General features: G+C 64.6%; 12 protein-coding genes and 1 pseudogene. 10 read left to right on the plus strand and 3 right to left on the minus strand.

Annotated elements, in window-relative coordinates; translation table 11 throughout:
• Positions 1 to 115: 115 nt before the first annotated feature.
• A complete protein-coding gene (locus tag P3R82_RS23905) occupies positions 116 to 448 on the plus strand; it encodes a LapA family protein (protein WP_183901195.1) in 333 nt (110 codons plus the stop codon).
• A gap of 170 nt (positions 449 to 618) precedes the next feature.
• Positions 619 to 1,524 (plus strand): S1C family serine protease, encoded by a 906-nt coding sequence (locus P3R82_RS23910; protein WP_283195588.1) that lies wholly within the window; start codon positions 619 to 621, stop codon positions 1,522 to 1,524.
• Positions 1,525 to 1,528: 4 nt separating this feature from the next.
• Here P3R82_RS23910 and P3R82_RS23915 read toward each other — a convergent pair whose 3' ends face one another.
• Together P3R82_RS23915 and P3R82_RS23920 are read right to left on the minus strand one after the other, a co-directional pair.
• Positions 1,529 to 1,966, minus strand: coding sequence for a GNAT family N-acetyltransferase (locus P3R82_RS23915; RefSeq protein WP_283195589.1), 438 nt, complete (start codon positions 1,964 to 1,966; stop codon positions 1,529 to 1,531).
• 70 nt (positions 1,967 to 2,036) lie between these two features.
• Positions 2,037 to 2,489, minus strand: coding sequence for a carbon monoxide dehydrogenase subunit G (locus P3R82_RS23920; RefSeq protein WP_283195590.1), 453 nt, complete (start codon positions 2,487 to 2,489; stop codon positions 2,037 to 2,039).
• A 117-nt stretch (positions 2,490 to 2,606) separates the two neighbouring features.
• Here P3R82_RS23920 and P3R82_RS23925 point away from each other — a divergent pair.
• From P3R82_RS23925 to P3R82_RS23945, 5 genes and pseudogenes are all read left to right on the plus strand, one after another.
• Positions 2,607 to 3,709, plus strand: a pseudogene (locus tag P3R82_RS23925) (class I SAM-dependent methyltransferase).
• A complete protein-coding gene (locus tag P3R82_RS23930) occupies positions 3,706 to 4,566 on the plus strand; it encodes an RNA methyltransferase (protein ID WP_283195591.1) in 861 nt (286 codons plus the stop codon). The pseudogene P3R82_RS23925 and the gene P3R82_RS23930 overlap by 4 nt, the downstream one beginning before the upstream one ends.
• Positions 4,563 to 5,066, plus strand: coding sequence for a signal peptidase II (gene lspA / locus P3R82_RS23935; protein WP_283195592.1), 504 nt, complete (start codon positions 4,563 to 4,565; stop codon positions 5,064 to 5,066). Before P3R82_RS23930 ends, lspA begins: the two co-directional genes overlap by 4 nt.
• A 55-nt stretch (positions 5,067 to 5,121) precedes the next feature.
• On the plus strand, positions 5,122 to 7,404 hold the full coding sequence (locus P3R82_RS23940; protein ID WP_283195593.1) for an ATP-binding protein: 2,283 nt from the start codon (positions 5,122 to 5,124) through the stop codon (positions 7,402 to 7,404).
• 108 nt (positions 7,405 to 7,512) lie between these two features.
• Positions 7,513 to 8,388, plus strand: coding sequence for a GNAT family N-acetyltransferase (locus P3R82_RS23945; protein WP_283195594.1), 876 nt, complete (start codon positions 7,513 to 7,515; stop codon positions 8,386 to 8,388).
• 210 nt (positions 8,389 to 8,598) lie between these two features.
• Here the strand turns inward: P3R82_RS23945 and P3R82_RS23950 are convergent, their stop codons facing one another.
• A complete protein-coding gene (locus tag P3R82_RS23950; protein ID WP_283195595.1) occupies positions 8,599 to 10,881 on the minus strand; it encodes an NADP-dependent malic enzyme in 2,283 nt (760 codons plus the stop codon).
• A gap of 305 nt (positions 10,882 to 11,186) precedes the next feature.
• Between P3R82_RS23950 and mutS the strand changes: the two genes are divergently transcribed.
• From mutS to P3R82_RS23965, 3 genes are all read left to right on the plus strand, one after another.
• The gene (mutS, locus tag P3R82_RS23955) at positions 11,187 to 13,907 is read left to right on the plus strand and encodes a DNA mismatch repair protein MutS (RefSeq protein ID WP_283195596.1); all 2,721 of its coding nucleotides are present in this window, start codon (positions 11,187 to 11,189) and stop codon (positions 13,905 to 13,907) included.
• A 4-nt stretch (positions 13,908 to 13,911) separates the two neighbouring features.
• Positions 13,912 to 14,187 carry a hypothetical protein gene (locus P3R82_RS23960; protein WP_283195597.1) on the plus strand — a complete coding sequence of 92 codons (276 nt, stop codon included), beginning with the start codon at positions 13,912 to 13,914 and terminating at the stop codon, positions 14,185 to 14,187.
• Between the two features lie 110 nt (positions 14,188 to 14,297).
• Positions 14,298 to 17,174: a [protein-PII] uridylyltransferase gene (locus P3R82_RS23965; protein ID WP_283195598.1), complete on the plus strand. Its 2,877-nt coding sequence runs from the start codon at positions 14,298 to 14,300 to the stop codon at positions 17,172 to 17,174.
• Positions 17,175 to 17,210: the final 36 nt, after the last annotated feature.

Consider the following 17,210-nt stretch of genomic DNA (forward strand, 5'->3'; position numbering starts at 1 on the left):
CCGCCTCACACGCCCGCGACGAAACCGCACTTGAACTTCACGGCAGCTTTTCTATCCTGTGGCTGAACGAACGCGCCGCTATTGACGAGCGTGCGCAAGCATGTGGAGGCCTGCGATGGCGAAGAAGATTATCAACCTCCTGATTTTGCTGCCGCTCGGCATCATCCTGATCATTTTTTGCGTCGCCAACCGGCAGAGCGTGACGCTGGCGTTCAATCCGTTCCGGCCAGAGGACCAGGTGCTGTCGCTATCGGCGCCCTTCTTCGTCTTCCTGTTCATTGCGCTCATCATCGGCATGTTCGCGGGCTCGGCGGTTACCTGGGTGAACCAGGGCAAGCATCGCAAGCGGGCGCGCAACGAGGCCAAGGAAGCCGTTCGCTGGCAGGGCGAAGCCGACCGTCACAAGGCGCGCTCCGAAGACATCGCCGGACAGCTGCCGTCGCGCTAAGACTTCAGGTTTTTCAGCAACGCCTGACATAATGCGCGCGGTGATTTCGGCTTGCCAAGGCCTTGCACCGCGCCATCTGTCTTCATAGCTATGTCCAATAGAACCCGTTGCGGCCGTCTTTGGAAAAGCAGTTTCACTGCCTCAGCGCGTCGCTTCATGAGGATGAAACCATGAACACAGATCAGATCCTGAAATCGGTCGTCGCCGTCCGCAGCACCATACCCGAGGATGCCTTCACGGCTGATACGCTGGGTACGCGGCGCGAGGGCAACGGCGTGGTCATCAAGGACAGCGGTCTGGTGCTGACGATCGGCTATCTGATCACCGAGGCCGAGGAAGTGTGGCTCACCGCCCATGACGGGCGGGTCGTGGCGGCCCATCCGCTCGGCTATGACCAGGAGACCGGCTTCGGCCTCTTGCAGGCGCTCGGCCCCCTCAACCTGCCGGCGCTGGAATTCGGGGACGCGACAGCGGCAGAGCTTGGGCAGGCCGTGATGCTGATCGACGGGACCGGCGAGTTCGTCGATGCCAGGATCGTCGCCAAGCAGGAATTCGCCGGCTACTGGGAATACCTGCTCGACGAAGCGATCTTCACCACGCCCGCGCACCCCTCCTGGGGCGGGGCGGCGCTTGTCGATGGCGAGGGCAAGCTGATCGGGATCGGTTCGCTGCGATTGCAGATGAGCCAGGGCGGCGATGTGGCCGATATCAACATGATCGTCCCGATCAACCTGCTGACACCCATTCTCGACGACCTGACGACGCGCGGCCAGGTCAACAAGCCGGCACGCCCCTGGCTCGGCGCGTTCTCGGCCGAAAGCAACGGCGACGTGATCGTGATGAGCGTCGCCGAGGGCAGCCCGGCGGATCAGGCCGGGCTCAAACGTGGTGACGTCATCTCGGAAATCCGCGACGGCGAGGTCGACGGGCTGGCCGACTTCTACCGCAAGATCTGGAGCAGCGGCCCGGCTGGCGCCGAGATCCCCATGCGCATCCTGAGGGATGGCCGCGAGGCGTGGCTGCGCGTGCACTCCGCCGATCGCAACAGCTTCCTGCGCAAGCCGCAGATGCAGTGATGTCTCAGCGCTCGGGAAAGAAGGTCATCTCTTCGTATTCGCCTTCACGCGATGCTCCCTTGCCGGTCACCACGAAGCCATGGGCGCGATAAAAGGCCTTGGCGCGCTCGTTGCGGTCGAGGCATTTCAGCCGGTAGGTCTTGTCGGGCCAATAGGGCAGCGCCCTTAGAAGAGACTGGCCGACGCCGAGGCCGCGATACTGTTTCCTGATATAGAGCATGTGGATGAAGTCGTCGGGCGACCATAGCGTCATGAAGCCCGATATCTCGCCATCCGGCATTTCGGCGAGCCACAGCAGTTCGCCCTGCGTGTGCGCCGCGAAATCCTCGTGGCGGAAAGCCTGCGGATCGACCCAGGTGAAGGTATCGCGACGCACCGCGAGATAGATATCCGCGAGTTCTTCCAGGTCTGCCTTTTCTGGCGATCGGATGATCCAGTGCATGGCTATGGATGTAGCCGAGACGGCATGGGCTGCCAATTACCTCGTTGGTTTCTTGTTCGGCAACGGCCTTTTATTCCGCGGCCTTGGCGCTGACCGCCGCATTGAAATCGGAAAAGAAGCGTTGCGCGAGCTTCTGCGACGAGGAATCGATCAGCCTGGCGCCGAGCTGGGCGATCTTGCCGCCGACATCGGCGCCGGCGCGATAATGCAGGACGGTCTCTCCCCCGTCGTCCTCCAGCGTCACATCGGCCGACCCCCTGGCGAAGCCGGCGATGCTGCCCTTGCCTTCCGCCGTAAGCGTGTAGCTCAAGGGCGCATCGATGTTGGAGACGCGGATTTCGCCGGTAAAAGTCAGCGGCACCATGCCGATCTTGACCCGGATCGTGGCGACGAGCTCGTTCGGACCCGTAAAGGCCAGCGACTGGCAGCCGGGAATGCATTCCTTGAGGATATCGGGATCGTTGAGGCCAGCCCACACGACGTCGCGCGGCGCGGTGATACGCTCTTGTCCGACGAAGTCCATCACAATCCTCCCATTTTCACGTCATCGAACATATCGCGGCGGGAAAGCGCTTTGCCAAGGTGAAAATGGGATGCTATTTGCACGGGCTCTATCAAATTCAGCACGCGGAACACCACGTTGAGACAAAAAGAACGCCGGCCGGGCCAGAAATCCGGCACGGGCCCCGCCAGTGGACGCCGCGGCGACGAGCGCGGCAACAGCCGCCCGCCGAAGCCGGCGAACAGGCCCGCGCCACCGCAACAGGCCGCGCGCGAGCCCGCCTCCGCGCCAGCGGCGCCGGAGCGCCCATTGATGGAGCGCAGCGGCGAGCGCCCGCCCGAGCGCGTTCCCGTCATTCTCGAATCCCTCGGCGCCGGCGATTTTCACCTGATCGACAGCGGTAACGGGGAGAAGCTCGAACAATACGGCCCCTACCGGATCATTCGTCCGGAAGCACAGGCGCTGTGGAAGCCGTCGCTTCCGAGCCACGTCTGGGACAAGGTCGACGCGGCCTTTACCGGCGACACCGACGAGGAAGGGACCGGCCGCTGGCGTTTTCCGAAGGAAGCGCTGGGCGAGACCTGGCCGCTCAACCTTCTCGGCGTCGATTTCCTCGGCCGCTTCACCTCGTTTCGCCATGTCGGCGTGTTTCCCGAGCAGATCGTTCACTGGACGTGGATGAAGCAGCAGGTCGAAGCCGCCGGCCGGCCGCTGAAGGTGCTGAACCTTTTCGGCTACACGGGCGTCGCCTCGCTGGTGGCGGCCGCGCCGGCGCCGAGGTCACGCATGTCGATGCCTCCAAGAAAGCGATCGGCTGGGCGCGCGAGAACCAGGCGCTGAGCGGGCTTGAAAAGGCACCGATCCGCTGGATCTGCGAAGACGCGATGAAGTTCATCCTGCGCGAGGAGCGCCGCGGAAACAGCTACGACATCATCCTGACGGACCCGCCGAAATTCGGCCGCGGACCGAATGGCGAAGTCTGGCACCTGTTCGAACACCTGCCCGTGATGCTCGACATCTGCCGCGAGATCCTGTCGCCCAAGGCTGTCGGCCTCGTGCTGACGGCCTATTCGATCCGCGCCAGCTTCTATTCCATCCATGAGCTGATGCGCGAGACGATGCGCGGCGCCGGCGGCGTGGTGGAATCCGGAGAGCTGGTGATCCGCGAGGCCGGGCTTGACGGCAACACGCCGGGCCGCGCGCTCTCCACGTCCCTCTTTTCCCGCTGGGTGCCGAAATGAGCCACGAACACCGCGACAACGGTCCCCGCAGGGTCGGCCAGGTGAAGGAAGTCACCTCGCTTGCCAATCCGATCATCAAGGACATCAAGGCGCTCAGCGACAAGAAGACCCGCGAGCAGAGCGGCACCTTCATGGCCGAGGGCCTGAAGCTCGTCATCGACGCGATCGAGCTTGGCTGGACGATCCGCACGCTTGTCTACGCCAAGGCCGCGAAGGGCAAGCCGCTGGTCGAACAGATGGCGGCGAAAACAGTTGCCTCCGGCGGGCTGGTGCTCGAGGTCAGCGAAAAGGTTCTCTCCTCGATCACCCGCCGCGACAATCCGCAGATGGTGGTCGGCGTGTTCGAAAACCGCTGGAAGCCGCTGCGCGACATTCGCCCGGCCAAGGGCGAGACATGGATCGCGCTCGACCGCGTTCGCGATCCCGGCAATCTCGGCACGATCATCCGCACCGCCGACGCGGCCGGCGCTTCCGGCGTCATCCTGGTCGGCGAGACCACCGACCCGTTCTCGCTCGAGACGGTGCGCGCCACGATGGGCTCGGTCTTCGCCATGCCCGTCTCGCGGGCGACGCCGGAGGAGTTCATCGCCTGGAAGAAGCAGGCGGGCGTTTCGCTGGTCGCCACGCATCTGGCCGGTTCCGTCGACTACCGCACGATCGACTACAAGACCAAGCCGGTCGTCATCCTGATGGGCAACGAACAATCCGGCCTGCCGGAGCAGCTTGCGCGCGAGGCCGATGCTCTCGCGCGCATTCCGCAGCAGGGCCTGGCCGATTCACTCAATCTGGCGGTCGCCAGCGCCGTCATGATGTTCGAGGCGCGCCGCCACCTTCTCTCACTGTCCGAGGCCAAATGACCGATCAGACACAAGACCGCCCGACGCTGCTTTCGCGCCCGCTGCCGATCCTGATCGGCGTCATCGCCGCCGTGTTGCTCGACCAGATCATCAAGATCGCCGTCGATCGCACGCTTCCGTTTCAGGAGGCGGTAGAGGTCATCCCGATGCTGGCGCTTTACCGCACCTATAATTACGGCGTCGCCTTCTCGATGCTGTCGGGCATGGACGGGTGGTTCATCGTCGGCATGCGGCTGATCATCGTCGCCTTCGTGCTCTGGCTCTGGCGCCGCACCGACAAGCACCGCACCTTCGCCCATCTCGGCTACGCATTCATCATCGCCGGCGCGCTGGGCAACATCCTCGACCGTTTCCTTTATGGACACGTGGTCGACTACATCCTGTTCTATACCGAGACATGGTCCTTCGCTGTTTTCAACCTGGCCGATATTTTCATCACGACCGGCGCGGGATGCGTGATTTTGGACGAGCTATTGCAACCCAAGACCAGCGATAAATAAAATCTTAGCGTTTTGCTGAAGGCATTTGGAACAGCCGGCGTGCTAATTTGAACCTATGGTCGGACTGGGTCAGTTACACGATAAGCTTGCCGACGCCTTCGGCGCGCCTGCCGCTCATCGCCAAGATGAGCAGGCCGCGATCCCGGCTGACATGTCCCATACGGCACCGGAGCAAGGCCCCGTCGCCGCCGCTCCCGTGATCGCCACCTCGGCCCGCAGACTGCTCTCCTACTGGCTCGGCGGCGCCGGCATCGTCTCGGCCATCCTGCTGCTCGCGCTCGGTCATGTCGGCGGCCCGCTGCTGATGTCGATCGGCATCGGCGCGCTGGTGCTTGCCGCGATCGTTGGCTTCGCCGTCTTCTCGACCCGCCGCCATCACACCCGGGCACGCACCGGCGACGACGCCATGCGCGGCGGGAGCGATACCGCGCTCTTCGCCAGCATCCACGACGCGCTCGGCGACATCACGGTGACCCGGACGATCGATCGCCGGATCGTTGCCGCCAACGACCTGTTCCGGCGGCTGACCGGGCGACCGAACCCGATCGGACAGACCTGCGAGGAAATGGGCATCGCCTTTCGGCCCGGCACGGAACCGCATCGCTACGACGTCGAGATTTCGACGCCGGAGGGGCAGCGCATCTTCTTCTGGCGCGATGTGGTGACGCGCAACCCCGCCGACGGAAAGCTGCTTTTGCACAGCATCGCCCGCGACGTCACCGCCGATCGCATCGCGGCGCAGGAGCGCGAGGAGGCGCGGCAGAAGGCGGAGTTCAACAGCGCCTCGAAATCACGGCTGCTTGCCACCGTCAGCCACGAACTGCGCACGCCGCTGTCGGGCATTCTCGGCATGACGCATCTCCTGACCGAAACGCGGATGACCCAGGAGCAGGACAATTACCTGACCGGCATCCGGCAGTCCGGCCATGCGCTGACCCAGCTGGTCGAGGACCTGCTCGATTTCTCGACCATCGAGGTCGGCCGCTTCCAGCTGCGCCCGCGGTCGGAATCGGTGCGCAAGCTGCTCGAAAGCGTCGTCGAGATGCTTGCCCACCGCGCCCACGAAAAGGGCATCGAGATCGGCTCGACCGTTTCGTCGGACGTTCCCGAACTGATGAACTTCGACGCCGCGCGCCTGCGCCAGGTGCTGTTCAACGTGATCGGCAACGCGGTGAAATTCACCCAGGTCGGCGGCGTGTTCATTCGCGTGTCGCTGCAGGAGGGCGAGCTTTCGATCACGGTCACCGATACCGGGCCGGGCATGACGGAAGAAGAGCAGGCGCGTGTCTTCGGCGAATACGAACAGGCGGGCACCATGGTGGAAAAGAGCAACGGCACCGGTCTTGGCCTTGCCATCTCGGCGCGCATCATGCGCGAATTCGGCGGCGCGCTGACGGTCGCCAGCGAAAAGGGCACCGGCACGGAATTTAGCATCCGCTTCCGCACCGAAGGGGACGAACAGCCCGCGCCGCGCCGCGACGCTTTGCTCGCGGGCAATCTCGTCGTTCTGCTGGCGCCGGCGGGGGCCGCCCGCATGGCGATTTCCGAGACCATCCGCACGCTCGGGGGCCAGTGCCACTTCGTCGAGGACGGCGAGACGGCGCGCTGGATCCTGCTCGACATGGCGGCGAACGGACGGCGCCCGACCGACATCATCGTCGACCACCGCATGTCGGCGGAGTTCGCCGCGAACCTGGCCGACCGGACGGATATCGCAGCCCTTGGCCTGCGCAAGATCTTCCTGGTCAACCCGGAAGAGCGCAACGCCCATTCGCTCGACCTCTTCGACGCCTGGCTGATCCGGCCGCTGCGCGAACAGTCGCTGATCGACGTGCTGCGCGGACGCATGCGCGGCATGGAAAAGCGCGACGCGCTGAACGACAACCAGCCTGGCTTCAGCGCAGGCATTCCGGATGCGGGCATTCAGGGCGGGCTGAGGATCGTGCTGGCCGAAGACGATCCGATCAATGCCATGCTGATCCGCGCCATGCTCGAAAAGGCCGGCCACAGCGTGCAGCATGTCGAACATTTCGAGGCGCTGCTCGACGCGGCGCTGGCGGAAGGAAGCGTGCGGCCGGATATCGTCATCAGCGATCTTTCCATGCCCGGCGGCGACGGCATCGAAATGATTGGCCGGCTACGCGGCCATGAGCGCCGGCTCGACATTCCCTCGGTGCCGATCATCGTCCTGACCGCCGACAAACGCGACGAATCGCGTCGTCAAGTCTTGCTGAACGGGGCAAACCGCGTCATGCTGAAACCCATAGACCCCATACGGCTGTTGACGGAAGTCCAGGCCGTCGCCGCGCTTTCCGCCCGCCGCGCGGAAGCACTGTAGCGATAAAGCACCCATGTGCCTCTTGCGTATTTGGGGGTTTAAAATGTCACTTTGCTGTCGCATATAAGTGTTTTATGGCGTCCTGAAGCCGGCAATGAAAGATTCGTCATGTCCGTGGATATCTGCAACCGTGAGCCCCTCGTCGACGCCCTTCCCCCCGCGCGGAAGGCCGAACAGATCGAGAGCGACGTGTTCGGCCGGATCGGCAATCTCGAAACGCGCCTTGCCCGCACGCCCGGCGAGATCGACGCAGCGCAGTCCGTTCGCTACCGGGTTTTCGTGGACGAGATGAAGGCGCAGCTTCCGGCGGAAGCGATGCGCCGCAAGCGCGACTTCGATGCCTACGACGCCTTCTGCGACCACCTGCTGGTGCTCGATCGCTCGATCGAGGGCGACAGCGAGGACCAGATCGTCGGCACCTACCGCCTGCTGCGGCAGGAGGTGGCGATGGCCAATGGCGGCTTTTACTCGGCTTCCGAATTTGACATCAACTCGCTCATCGCGCGCCATCCGGATAAGCGTTTCATGGAGCTCGGCCGCTCCTGCGTGCTGCCGGACTACCGCACCAAGCGCATCGTCGAGCTCCTGTGGCAGGGCAACTGGGCCTATGCGCTGAAGCACGGCATGAGCGCGATGTTCGGCTGCGCCTCCTTCCCCGGCATTCACCCGGAAATGCATGCGCTGGCGCTCTCGTTCCTGCGCCACAACGTCGCCGCCAAGGACGAGTGGGCCGTCGACGCCCTGCCGCATCTTGCCCGCGACATGGACCTGATGCCGGTCGAAGCCGTCAATCCGAAGCGGGCGCTGATGGCGCTGCCGCCGCTGATCAAGGGCTACCTGCGCCTCGGCGCGATGGTCGGCTCCACCGCCGTGGTCGACAAGGCGTTCAACACGACGGATGTGCTGATCGTTCTGCCGATATCAAGCATCTCGGATCGGTATGTGAATTATTACGGTGCCGATGCCGGGCGGTTTGCCAGCTGATTTGGTTGGCGTAGTTAGCTGCATTTAGCGTTGTGCCGTGTGGCCCCCTCATCCGCCCTTCGGGCACCTTCTCCCCGTTGGGGCGAAGGGGAGGTTGAGCAAGCGGCCCGCTACGAGTCCCTTCTCCCCAGCGGGGAGAAGATGGCGGCAGCCAGATGAGGGGGCCGCACGGCACACCCTCATCCATAGCCACCTCACCCCACAATCAACTCACGACCCCGTATAGGCCGCGATCGCGGCCATGTTGACGATGTCGCTGTCCTTCGCCCCCATCGAGGTGATCTGCACCGCCTTGTCGACGCCGACGAGAATGGGGCCGATCACGGTCGAGCCGCCGAGTTCCTGCAGCATCTTGGTGGAGATCGAGGCGGAGTGGAAGGCCGGCATGACCAGCACGTTGGCGGGGCCCGACAGGCGGCAGAAGGGATACTGCTCCATGGCCTTGCGGTTCAGCGCCACGTCGGCCGACATCTCGCCGTCATACTCGAAATCCAGATGGCGGCGATCGAGGATGGCGACGGCTTCGCGGACCCGCTCGGAGCGCTCGCCGGAGGGATGGCCGAAGGTCGAGTAGGCGAGCATCGCGACGCGCGGATTGTAGCCCATGCGGCGCGCGAAGCCGGCTGCTTCGACGGCGATATCGGCAAGCTCCTCGGCCGACGGCATGTCGTGGACCGCCGTGTCGGCGACGAAGACGGTGCGGCCGCGGCAGAGCGCGATCGACACGCCGATCACCCGATGGCCGGGTTTCTGGTCGATGCAGCGGCGAACATCCTCGAGCGCCGTCGAATAGTTGCGGGTGATCCCGGTCACCATGCCGTCGGCATCGCCGAGCGCCACCATGCAGGCCGCGAAGTGGTTGCGGTCGTTGTGGATCAGGCGCTGGGCATCGCGGTGCAGGTATCCCTTTCGCTGCAGGCGGGCGTAGAGATAGTCGATATAGGCCTCCACCCTCGTCGAGATGCGGGCGTTGACGATTTCGAGGCCGGGGCGGTTGAGATCGATGCCGGCGCGCTCGGCGGTCGCCTTGATCAGGTCCTCGCGGCCGAGCAGGATGGCGGTGCCGAGCTGCTGGTTGGCGTAGGAGAGCGCGGCGCGCATGACCTGCTCCTCCTCGGCCTCGGCGAAGACCACGCGCTTGGGATGACGGCGCACGCGCTCATAGAGGCTGGCGAGCGTCGAGGCGATCGGATCGCGCCTGGCCGACAGCTCGCGCGCATAGGCGGCCATGTCGGGTATCGGCTTGCGGGCGACGCCGCTTTCCATGGCGGCCTGTGCGACCGCCACGGGGATCGCCGAAATCAGGCGCGGATCGAAGGGGACCGGGATGATGTACTGCGGACCGAAGCGCGGGCGATTGCCCTGGTAGGCCGCGGCGACATCGTCGGGAACGTCCTCGCGGGCGAGGCTCGCCAGCGCCCGGACGGCGGCGATCTTCATATCGTCGTTGATCGTCGTGGCGCGGACATCGAGCGCGCCACGGAAGATGTAGGGGAAGCCCAGGACGTTATTGACCTGGTTCGGATAATCCGAGCGGCCGGTCGCCATGATGGCGTCGTCGCGGATGCGCGCAACCTCTTCCGGCGTGATCTCGGGGTCGGGATTGGCCATCGCGAAGATGATCGGGCGGTCGGCCATCGACAGGATCATCTCCTCGGAGAAGGCGCCCTTCTGCGACAGGCCGAAGACGACATCGGCGCCCTTCATCGCTTCTTCCAGCGTGCGGGCCTTTGTCTTGACCGCATGCGCCGATTTCCACTGGTTCATGCCTTCGGTGCGGCCCTGGTAGATCACGCCCTTGGTGTCGCAAAGCGTGATGTTCTCGGGCGCGAAACCCATGGCCTTGATGAGCTCGACGCAGGCGATGGCCGCGGCGCCGGCGCCGTTGCAGACCAGCTTCGCCGTCTTCAGGTCGCGGCCGGTCAGTTCCAGCGCGTTGATGAGGCCGGCGGCGGCGATGATCGCGGTGCCGTGCTGGTCGTCGTGGAACACCGGAATGTCCATCAGCTCGCGCAGGCGGCTCTCGATGATGAAGCAGTCCGGCGCCTTGATGTCCTCGAGGTTGATGCCGCCGAAGGAGGGGCCGAGAAAGCGGACGCAGTTGATGAACTCGTCGACATTTTCGGTATCGACCTCGAGGTCGATGCTGTCGACATCGGCGAAGCGCTTGAAGAGCACCGACTTGCCCTCCATGACCGGCTTGGAGGCCAGCGCGCCGAGATTGCCGAGGCCGAGGATGGCCGTACCGTTGGAGATGACCGCAACCATGTTGCCGCGCGACGTGTAGTCATAGGCGGTAGCGGGATCGGCGGCGATGGCCTTGACGGGGACGGCGACGCCCGGCGAATAGGCAAGCGAGAGATCCCGCTGCGTGGCCATCGGCTTGGTCGGGTTGACTTCGAGCTTGCCGGGTTTTCCCTGCGAATGGAAGTCGAGCGCTTCCTTGTCGGTAATGCCGTTGGCGGGGCGCTGCTTGCTGTTCATGTCGGGCATATCTCCTCCAAATCTCCTGACAACCGGCCTTCGATTGCGCTGGTCGCCCCTCTATAGACACGGTTCCCGGGGCTGACACGACGCGTTGCGAAAAAGCCGTACGGCTACAATCGATTAAAATATCCGTTGAAACTGACAGGCTCCCCTCACAAGGGGTTCCCGACCTTGCGGCTCGTCGAATACCTCCCTCAATCCTCCTGTGGGCTAACGGCTCCCATTTCCCGATAGCTGTTGTCTTCTATAGCCGCGCTTCGATAGGGTGGCACCCTGTTTTTTAGAGAAAAGCCCACTCCGTGAACGATCGAATGACCTTGAGACGCGAAGCCTTTTCGGCTGCCGAGCTTGCAACGGAAGAGAGCCGCGCCTCGGCCACGCCGATGATGGAGCAGTTCATCGAGATCAAGGCGAACAATCCGGATTCGCTGCTGTTCTACCGCATGGGCGATTTCTACGAGCTGTTCTTCGAGGACGCGCTCGACGCCTCGCGCGCGCTCGGGATCACGCTGACCAAGCGCGGCCAGCACATGGGCCAGGATATCCCGATGTGCGGCGTGCCGGTTCACGCGGCCGACGACTATCTGCAGAAGCTGATCGGGCTCGGTTTCCGGGTGGCGGTCTGCGAGCAGGTCGAGGACCCCGCGGAAGCCAAGAAGCGCGGCAGCAAGTCCGTGGTCAAGCGCGACGTCGTGCGGCTGGTGACGCCGGGAACGATCACCGAGGAAAAGCTGCTTTCGCCTTCGGAATCGAATTATCTCATGGCGCTGACCCGCATCCGCGGCGCCTCCGAGCCGCTGATGGCGCTTGCCTGGATCGATATTTCCACCGGCGTTTTCCGCCTGGCGGAGACCGAGGCATCGCGGCTGTTGGCCGATATCTCGAGGATCGATCCGCGCGAGCTGATCGTGCCGGATACGATGTTTTACGATCCGGAGCTGAAGCCGGTATTCGACGTTCTGGGCCGCACCGCCGTGCCGCAGCCATCGGTGCTGTTCGACAGCGCCACGGCGGAAGGGCGGATCGCGCGCTATTTCGGCGTCTCGACGCTCGATGGCTTCGGCACCTTTTCGCGCTCGGAACTCGCGGCAGCGGCAGCGGCCGTCGCCTATGTCGAGAAGACGCAGATCGCCGAACGGCCGCCGCTCGGCAAGCCGGAGCGCGAAAGCGCTGCCTCGACGCTGTTCATCGACCCGGCGACGCGTGCCAATCTCGAACTTGCACGCACGCTTTCCGGCGATCGCAACGGCTCGCTCTTGAAAGCCATCGACCGCACCGTGACCGGCGGCGGCGCGCGGTTGCTCGCCGAGCGCCTGATGTCGCCGCTGACCGATCCGGCGCGGATCATCGAACGGCTGGATTCGATCGGCTTCCTGATCGAGGAGCCCTCGCTCTCGGGCGACCTGCGCGATCTCCTGAAGCACGTACCCGACATGCCGCGCGCGCTGTCGCGACTGGCGCTCGAACGCGGCGGTCCGCGCGATCTGGCGGCGATCCGCCAGGGGCTGAACGCCGCCACAGACGTGGCGCGGCTGCTCGAAACCGCGATGCTGCCCGAGGAACTGGCCGACGCGCTGGCCGGCCTCATCGCCCTGCCGCAACAGGTGGCGGCACTGCTCAGCGAAACGCTCGGCGACGAGCTGCCGCTTCTGAAGCGCGACGGCGGCTTCCTTCGCGACGGGGCCAATGCCGAGCTGGACGAGGTGCGCGCGCTGCGCGACCAGTCACGCCGGGTGATCGCCGGCCTGCAGCTGCAATATGCCGACGAGACCGGCATCAAGTCGCTGAAGATCAAGCATAACAACGTGCTCGGCTACTTCATCGAGGTGACGGCGGGCAATGCCGGGCCGATGACCGACACGCCGGAGGCCAAGGCGCGGTTCATCCACCGCCAGACGATGGCGAACGCGATGCGCTTCACCACCACCGAGCTTGCCGATCTCGAAAGCCGCATCGCCAACGCCGCCGACCAGGCGCTGTCGATCGAGCTTGCCGCTTTCGACCGCATGAGCGCGGCTGTCGTCTCCGAGGCGGAGACGATCAAGGCCGGCGCGCGGGCGCTGGCCATTATCGACGTTGCCGCGGGCCTCGCGCTGCTGGCCGACGAGCAGGCCTATTGCCGGCCGCAGGTCGATGGTTCGACCATGTTCGCCATCGAGGGCGGGCGGCATCCCGTGGTCGAGCAGGCGCTGCGCCGCCAGTCCACCGGGCCGTTCGTCGCCAACAATTGCGACCTCTCTCCCGAGGGAGACGGCAAGGATGGCGCGATCTGGCTTTTGACCGGCCCGAACATGGGCGGTAAATCGACCTTCCTGCGCCAGAACGCGCTGATCGCCATTCTCGCGCAGATGGGCTGCTTCGTGCCGGCGACGTCGGCGCATATCGGCATCGTCGACCGGCTGTTTTCGCGTGTCGGCGCTTCCGACGACCTGGCGCGCGGGCGCTCGACCTTCATGGTCGAGATGGTGGAGACCGCAGCGATCCTCAACCAGGCGACCAGCCGCTCGCTCGTCATTTTGGACGAGATCGGGCGCGGCACCGCGACCTTCGACGGCCTGTCGATCGCCTGGGCGTCGGTCGAGCATCTGCATGAGGCAAACCGCTGCCGCGGCCTGTTCGCCACGCATTTCCACGAACTGACCGTGCTGTCTGAGAAGCTGGCGCGGCTTTCCAACGCGACGATGCGCGTGAAGGAATGGGACGGCGACGTGATCTTCCTGCACGAGGTCGGCCCCGGTGCCGCCGACCGCTCCTACGGTATCCAGGTGGCACGGCTTGCCGGCCTGCCGGCCTCCGTCGTTTCGCGTGCCCGTGATGTGCTGACGCGGCTCGAGGACGCCGACCGCAAGAACCCGGCGAGCCAGCTGATCGACGACCTGCCGCTGTTCCAGGTGGCGGTGCGGCGCGAGGATGTGGCGCGCGGTCCCTCGAAGGTCGACGAAGCGCTGAAGAACATGAGCCTCGACGACATGACGCCGCGCGAGGCGCTGGACGCGCTCTACGACCTCAAGAAGAAGCTGAAGCAAGGGTAAGCGCATGTTCATGGACCGCCTGCTTGCCGAAACGCAGCTGCTCGCAAACATCTTCACGGCGATCGAGGCGCTTCGCCTCGCCGACGAGGACGGCACTCCGCGCGGCTGGGCCTCGCCTTTCGGGCTGTTGCAGATCACCCGCTGCTGCGCCCGCATCTCCGATCTGACGGCATCGATCGCCAAGGCCGGCTACCGCGAATGCGACCGGGACATGCTGGAGGAGATCGCCAGCGAGACGCGCAAGGTTCTCTACTCGGTGAACGCGCAGGTCGCCGCGTAAGCGCGACCGCCTCGTACGCCGCGTCGGCGCGCGATCACCTTTTCGCCAAAATTAAAGGTTCTTGCAGTATGAAAGCCCGTGTCAAATAGCGGACAAAAAGGCTATAGCGCATGCAGACGAAACGACAGGCGCAGCAGATGGCCGCGCCGCGCGAACAGGAAGCCGCCCAGCGCATGGCGCCGACGAACGACATCGATTTCTCCGACATTCTCGATACCGACTATCTGCGCAAGCAGTGCGACGCCGTGGTCGAAGCCAACAAGAACCGGCCGGACGCGATGCGTTCCGATCTGCTTGGCATCTTCAAGAAGGCCAGCGCGGACGGGCGCAACAAGGCGCGCGAACTGCTCTCGGCCGACGGCAGCGGACTGAAATGCGCGCGGCGGATCTCCTGGCTGCAGGACCGGATCATCACGGTCCTCTACGAATTCGCCACCGACCACGTCTTTCCCAAGCAGAAGGACAAGTTCTCGGTGACGGCCGTCGGCGGCTACGGCCGCGACACGCTGGCGCCGGGCTCGGATATCGACCTGCTCTTCCTGTTCCAGCCGAAGCCGGCGGAAGAGACGCACAAGGCGGTCGAATTCATGCTCTACATGCTGTGGGACATGGGCTTCAAGGTCGGCCACGCCACCCGCACCCTGGAAGAGTGCATCGCGCTGTCGAAGTCCGACATGACGATCCGCACGGCGATCCTGGAGATGCGCTACATCTGCGGCCTTCGTTCGCTCGAAACCGAGCTCGAGGCCCGCTTCGACAAGGAGATCGTCACCGGCACCGGCCCCGAATTCATCGCCGCCAAGCTCGCCGAACGCGACGAGCGCCACCGCAAGGCAGGCGACACGCGCTATCTCGTCGAGCCGAACGTGAAAGAGGGCAAGGGCGGGTTGCGCGACCTGCACACGCTGTTCTGGATTTCCAAATATTACTACCACGTGCGCGACACCGCCGAACTGGTGGCGCTCGGCGTTCTCTCCAAGCACGAATATCATCTGTTCGAGAAGGCCGACGACTTCCTCTGGGCGGTGCGCTGCCACATGCACTTCTTGACCAACAAGGCCGAGGAACGGCTCTCCTTCGACATCCAGCGCGAGATCGCAACCGCGCTCGACTATCATTCGCGCCCCGGCCTTTCGGCGGTCGAGCGGTTCATGAAGCACTACTTCCTTGTGGCCAAGGACGTCGGCGACCTGACGCGCATTCTCTGCGCGGCGCTGGAGGACCAGCAGGCGAAATCGACGCCCGGGCTTTCGGGCGTGTTCAGCCGCTTCACCCACCGCACCCGCAAGATCGCCGGCAGCACCGACTTCATGGAGGATCGCGGCCGCATCGCGCTCGCCGGCGCGGACGTGTTCAAGCGCGATCCCGTCAACATCATCCGGCTGTTCCATGTGGCCGATATCAACGGGCTCGAATTCCACCCGGATGCCCTGAAGCGCGTGACGCGCTCGCTCAGCCTGATCGACAACAGCGTGCGCGAGAGCGAGGAAGCCAACCGGCTGTTTCTCTCCATCCTGACCTCGAAGCGCGACCCGGCACTGATCCTGCGGCGCATGAACGAGGCCGGCGTGCTTGGCCGCTTCATTCCCGAATTCGGCAAGATCGTCGCGATGATGCAGTTCAACATGTATCACCACTACACGGTCGATGAGCATCTGCTGCGCAGCGTCGACGTGCTCTCGGAGATCGACAAGGGCAAGGCCGAAGAGCTGCATCCGCTCGCCAACAAGACGATGCCCGGGATCGAGGACCGCGAGGCGCTCTATGTGGCGGTGCTCCTGCACGACGTCGCCAAGGGACGCCAGGAGGATCACTCGATCGCCGGCGCCCGTGTCGCCCGCAAGCTCTGCGCCCGCTTCGGCCTGTCGCACAAGCAGACGGAGACCGTCGTCTGGCTGATCGAGGAACACCTGACCATGTCGATGGTGGCGCAGACGCGCGACCTCACCGACCGCAAGACGATCACCGACTTCGCCGACCGCATGCAATCGCTGGAGCGGCTGAAGATGCTGATGATCCTGACGGTCTGCGACATCCGCGCCGTCGGACCCGGGGTCTGGAACGGCTGGAAGGGGCAGCTCCTGCGCACGCTCTACTACGAGACCGAGCTTCTGCTTGCCGGCGGCTTCTCGGAAGTTTCGCGCAAGGAGCGCGCGGCGGTCGCCGCCGAGGCGCTGTTCAACGCGCTTGCCGACTGGACGCAGAAGGATCGCAAGATCTACAGCAAGCTGCACTACCAGCCCTATCTACTTTCGGTGCCGCTGGAAGACCAGGTGCGCCATGCCGGCTTCATCCGCCAGGCCGACAAGGCCGGACAGGCGCTGGCGACGATGGTGCGCACCGACAGCTTCCATGCGATCACCGAGATCACGGTGCTGTCGCCCGACCATCCGCGCCTGCTCGCCGTCATCGCCGGCGCCTGCGCCGCGGCCGGCGCCAACATCGTCGACGCGCAGATCTTCACGACCTCGGACGGCCGGGCGCTCGACACCATCCATGTCAGCCGCGAGTTCAAGGACGACGCCGACGAGCTGCGCCGCGCGGCCACCGTCGGACGGATGATCGAGGACGTGCTGTCCGGCCGCAAGCGGCTGCCCGAGGTGATCGCGACCCGCACCAAGAACCGCAAGAAGAGCAAGGCCTTCGTCATCCCGCCGTCGGTGCATATCTCCAACAGCCTGTCGAACAAGTTCACCGTCATCGAGGTCGAGTGCCTCGACCGGCCGGGCCTTCTGTCCGAGGTGACCGCCGTGCTGTCGGATCTGTCGCTCGACATCCAGTCGGCGCGGATCACGACCTTCGGGGAGAAGGTGATCGACACCTTCTACGTCACCGATCTCGTCGGCCAGAAGATATCGGGCGACAGCAAGCGCTCCAACATCACCGCCCGCATGCGGGCTGTCATCGCCGAGGAACAGGACGAGCTGCGCGAGCGCATGCCGTCGGGCATGATCGCGCCGGCCGACACGGCCGAGAGGACGCGATAGGTGGTCGCCAAGCCCTCTCTCCCTCATTCCTGTGCT

The sequence above is a fragment of the Rhizobium sp. AN80A genome, assembly GCF_030053015.1.
Classification (GTDB): domain Bacteria; phylum Pseudomonadota; class Alphaproteobacteria; order Rhizobiales; family Rhizobiaceae; genus Rhizobium; species Rhizobium metallidurans.

Bases quoted from the DNA above. Each gene is read 5' to 3' on its own strand.
- P3R82_RS23910 (WP_283195588.1), top strand. From the start codon at position 619: ATGAACACAGATCAGATCCTGAAATCGGTCGTCGCCGTCCGCAGCACC.
- P3R82_RS23950 (WP_283195595.1), bottom strand. From the start codon at position 10,881: ATGCCCGACATGAACAGCAAGCAGCGCCCCGCCAACGGCATTACCGAC.
- P3R82_RS23960 (WP_283195597.1), top strand. From the start codon at position 13,912: ATGTTCATGGACCGCCTGCTTGCCGAAACGCAGCTGCTCGCAAACATC.
- P3R82_RS23965 (WP_283195598.1), top strand. From the start codon at position 14,298: ATGCAGACGAAACGACAGGCGCAGCAGATGGCCGCGCCGCGCGAACAG.
- P3R82_RS23920 (WP_283195590.1), bottom strand. From the start codon at position 2,489: ATGGACTTCGTCGGACAAGAGCGTATCACCGCGCCGCGCGACGTCGTG.
- P3R82_RS23945 (WP_283195594.1), top strand. From the start codon at position 7,513: ATGTCCGTGGATATCTGCAACCGTGAGCCCCTCGTCGACGCCCTTCCC.
- P3R82_RS23915 (WP_283195589.1), bottom strand. From the start codon at position 1,966: ATGCACTGGATCATCCGATCGCCAGAAAAGGCAGACCTGGAAGAACTC.
- P3R82_RS23940 (WP_283195593.1), top strand. From the start codon at position 5,122: ATGGTCGGACTGGGTCAGTTACACGATAAGCTTGCCGACGCCTTCGGC.
- lspA (WP_283195592.1), top strand. From the start codon at position 4,563: ATGACCGATCAGACACAAGACCGCCCGACGCTGCTTTCGCGCCCGCTG.
- P3R82_RS23930 (WP_283195591.1), top strand. From the start codon at position 3,706: ATGAGCCACGAACACCGCGACAACGGTCCCCGCAGGGTCGGCCAGGTG.
- P3R82_RS23905 (WP_183901195.1), top strand. From the start codon at position 116: ATGGCGAAGAAGATTATCAACCTCCTGATTTTGCTGCCGCTCGGCATC.
- mutS (WP_283195596.1), top strand. From the start codon at position 11,187: ATGACCTTGAGACGCGAAGCCTTTTCGGCTGCCGAGCTTGCAACGGAA.